Below are 2,263 nucleotides of genomic sequence, written 5' to 3' on the forward strand. Positions count from 1 at the left end.
CTTACCCCTTCCTCGCTGACCACGTCACTCATCTTGCCCCGTACCAGGAGTGTGGGCACGTCGATGCGCCGCGCAGCATCCCGCAACCGCTCCACGTTACGGACAGACCCCGGTGTGCGGTCACCACTGATGAAGGCCGGATCCCAGTGCCAGTAAAGGCGATCGTCTTCCCCTACCCTCAGGTTCTTGCGCAGACCCTCGCTGGAGCGAGGCTTGGCCTTCCGGTGTGGCATATAGGCATTAACAGCCTCCACCACTTCGTCATACGAATCAAAACCGCCAATGTGCGCCGACATGAACTGACGGATGCGCTGCACCCCTTCCGGTTCCATCCTGGGCACAATATCAACCAGCACCAGCCCATCAATCGGCAGGTGTGTCGCCTCCCCGACAGCCAGCAGGGAGCTGATGCCCCCCAGGGATGCACCAATCAGTACCGGAGGGCGTTCCAGGTCGGACAGAATGCCGTGTACATCCTCTACGAAGCGATCGAGGCTGTAGTCACCCTCAGGACACCAGTCGCTTTCACCATGGCCACGCATATCCACGGTCATGGCCCGGTAGCCGTTTCCCGCCAGGGTGCGGGTCAGCTCGCCCCAGGAGTGCCGGGTCTGGCCGCCACCATGAAGCATGACCACAGGCTGGTCTTCCGGGTGGCCGGCAACATCAGCGGCAAGCTTGAGTCCCGCTGCGCCGTTCAGGTAGATGCGTTCCATAGATTTTCTCCGGTGTTACGACCCCACCTGTGACACGGCAGGGTATCAATCATCACTGCAAGCTTATCGAGCGCTTGCTATCAAAGTAATGATGATGCCTCAATTACCATCAAAAATGCCAGATAGTTTTGCAACTATCTGGCATTACGGTTACTGAATGAAGGTCAGGGCCCTTACATCCCGTGAGTGGTCACATCGATCTTCGAGTAGACCTCGTCCCAGTAAAGCTGGGCCAGCTCGTCGTGGGAGTCCACCTCGGTCACCAGGCCAGACCATTTTTCCAGGATCTCCTGGAAGCGAGCCAGCATCTCGGCACTGTTCTCTACGCCGCGCTCGGTTCGATAGAACTCAGCCATCCGTTCCAGGTCGGTACGGACAAAATCCCGGATCTCGGCCAGCAGTTCCGGGTCCGCCTCGTGCAGCTTGGCGCCCCGCTCGTCCCGGATTCGCGCCAGTACTTTCTGCTCACGATCATGGTAGACATAGGGAATCTCGGCGGCGAGGCGGCTTCCTGCCTTCAGAATGGCCTGGCGCTCACTCTCACTCAGCGATTGCCAGGTGTCCCGGTTCATATTGGTGGTCGCCGTACCCGCAAAGATACCGCCGGGAATCGACATGGTAATGTCGGTTACATGCTCGAACAGACCCAGGTTGGTCAGCTCTGGCGCCGAAATCACCACGCAGTCCACTACGCCCTGACTCAGCGCCTCGGCTGCCTCGTTGGACGACAGGGTTACCGGTGTTGCACCAAAAGCCTGGGCCCAGCGTGACCAGTGAGAGCCGGCCACCCGCAGACGGGCACCTTCCAGCTGTTCACGGTTGGTCACGGGCTTGGTACAGGTCAGTCCATATGGCGAGCTGCCAGCGTTGCTGGTCATGACCTGGTTTTCCTTTTCCATATCCGCCAGGCAGTCCGGACAGTTCAGCAGGACAAACTCCGCCATGGCACCCACATAGGCGTAGCCCTCGCGCCCGCGCAGGGAGTCATCCATCAGGTTGATCAGCATGGAGGCTTCCGCCACCAGGTTCATGTGGGGGAACTGGTTCGGGAAATAGGGTGTCAGCACGTACCCCATGTCCGCCATGCCGTCCCGGACACCGCCGGGGGTCTCTGCAAAATTAAGCAGCGACAGTGCGAACACCTTGACGGTGAGATCACCGTCAGTCAGTTCCGATACCGTTTCAGCAAAGTGCTGCCCGGCAATGTCCGAGTCCGAATTGGGCGGAAACCCCATCGCGTAGGTCAGCTGACGGGCCTGCGCCTGGCCTGCCATAAGCAGGCCGGCAGACATGAGGGTGGCCAGGGTAGCCCGGGCCAGTGTTTTCATTTTCATGATCCATACCTCATTGTTATTTTCGGCCCCAGGCAATTGATGTCGCCGGGGAAATCAGATCAGACCCCAGTTACGGGCATCCTGTTCCGGCACCGGAATCTCCAGTTCCAGCAGTACCTGGGAGTAGGTTTTCCCCTGTGGATCGAGATGGAGGGAGCTGACACCCCCACCATCCAGGGACTCCGCCAACAGGAAGTTGATGCCGTGAATACC

General features: G+C 59.3%; 3 protein-coding genes. All 3 read right to left on the reverse strand.

Annotated elements, in window-relative coordinates:
- Positions 1-716: alpha/beta fold hydrolase (locus BM036_RS19545; protein ID WP_091855294.1), on the reverse strand; the 716-nt coding region annotated here is incomplete at its 3' end.
- A gap of 173 nt (positions 717-889) precedes the next feature.
- The gene (locus BM036_RS19550; protein WP_218144851.1) at positions 890-2,050 is read right to left on the reverse strand and encodes a C4-dicarboxylate TRAP transporter substrate-binding protein; all 1,161 of its coding nucleotides are present in this window, start codon (positions 2,048-2,050) and stop codon (positions 890-892) included.
- Positions 2,051-2,104: 54 nt separating this feature from the next.
- Positions 2,105-2,260: an AtuA-related protein gene (locus BM036_RS20605; protein WP_425434118.1), complete on the reverse strand. Its 156-nt coding sequence runs from the start codon at positions 2,258-2,260 to the stop codon at positions 2,105-2,107.
- Between the last annotated feature and the right edge of the window lie 3 nt (positions 2,261-2,263).

Source organism: Marinobacter segnicrescens (assembly GCF_900111555.1).
Taxonomy (GTDB): Bacteria; Pseudomonadota; Gammaproteobacteria; order Pseudomonadales; family Oleiphilaceae; genus Marinobacter; species Marinobacter segnicrescens.